The sequence below is a fragment of the Streptomyces sp. NPDC057654 genome, assembly GCF_042800135.1.
Lineage (GTDB): Bacteria > Actinomycetota > Actinomycetes > Streptomycetales > Streptomycetaceae > Streptomyces.
Genome location: NZ_JBHVHQ010001409.1, coordinates 1 through 1,286, shown reverse-complemented (window position 1 = coordinate 1,286; position 1,286 = coordinate 1). Strand labels below are relative to the sequence as shown.

Here is a 1,286-nt window from a genome sequence, read left to right as displayed (position 1 = left end):
GGTCGCGGACGCCGCCCGGAACCCCCTGCTCAGCGAGCTCTACCGCAATCTCGCCGCGCCGCTGCGCGCCTCGATGGCCGCCTTCTGGGACTCCCCCGGCTTCGCCGGAGCGGCCCCGGAGGGCCACGAGGACCTGCTGGCCGCCCTGCGCGCCCACGACCCCGCCGAGGCCGCCCGCCAGGCCGGCGCCAACATCACCGAGACCCTGGCCTGGCACACCAACGGCCCGGCCTGACCGTCACCGCCCCAGCGCGCTCACATCGCGGCTGCGCGGCAGTCCGGCCATCAGCTCCAGGAAGCCGTCGTGCAGCCGCCCGTTGGTCGCCAGCACCGACATGTCCCCGGTCAGTACGGACGTACCGCCGAGGTCGCTGACCCGGCCGCCCGCCTCGGAGACGATGACCGGCATCGGCGCGACGTCCTCGTACCCCATGGGCGGCCCGGCGATCACCAGGGCGTCGGCCCGGCCGGTGACCAGGTCCACGGTGCTGCCCAGGTTCGGGACCAGGAACACCTTCTCGTGCAGGGCCGCCAGCAGTTCGGCTGGCCAGCCCGCCGTGTTGTGCATCTGGGTCCGCGCGCCGCCCAGCTCCGAACGGTCGTTGACACGCGTGCGGCGTCCGGTGGCCGGGTCCGGGTCGGGGCCGAGCATCAGCAGGCAGCCCAAGCCGCGCCCGGCGGCGACCAGTTGGCCGCTCATGGGGTGGTTGAGCACGCCGACGGCGGGCCCGTACTCGTCCTCGTAGGCGATGTCGTTGGAGAACAGCGGCACGCGGTGGGTGAACGACTTCGTGCCGTTGATCGGGTCGATGATCCACCGCCGCCCGGACGTGCCCGCGCTCTCGCCGCACTCCTCTCCGTACACGCCGTCGTCCGGCGCGTGGCGGCCCAGTTCGGCGCGTACCCACTCCTCGATCGCGACATCGGCGTCCGTGACCTCGGTGCCGTCCGCCTTGAGGCGGTGGTCGGCGCCCTCGTGGAACGCGCGGGCGGACATCCGCCCGGCCTCGGCGGCCAGGCGTACGGCGAAGGCGAGGAGTTCCGGGTCGGCGGCGGGTGCGTCCGGGGCGGCAGGGACTGCGGATGCTGAAGTCATCGGGTGAGCCTGCCACGCCCGTGCCGGATCCGGCGGGGATGGGTACGGTCGAAGGGGACGGGGGCCGATCGCAGAGATCTCAGCTGTCGCTGGGGAGGAGGCGGGGCGCGGTGTCGTGGTGGCCGGCGGTTCTGGTGGTGGCCTCGTTGGCGCTGGTGGCGGCGCTGGTGGACGGGCGCGGGCGCTCCCC

The 1,286-nt window shown here is 74.2% G+C and carries 2 protein-coding genes; one reads left to right on the top strand and one right to left on the bottom strand.

The window, feature by feature from the left end:
* On the top strand, positions 1 to 235 hold a 235-nt coding region (locus tag ACFU99_RS43990; protein ID WP_384404446.1), incomplete at its 5' end, for an FCD domain-containing protein.
* 3 nt (positions 236 to 238) lie between these two features.
* Here the strand turns inward: ACFU99_RS43990 and ACFU99_RS43985 are convergent.
* Positions 239 to 1,096, bottom strand: coding sequence for an inositol monophosphatase family protein (locus ACFU99_RS43985; protein WP_384404444.1), 858 nt, complete (start codon positions 1,094 to 1,096; stop codon positions 239 to 241).
* Positions 1,097 to 1,286 lie beyond the last annotated feature (190 nt).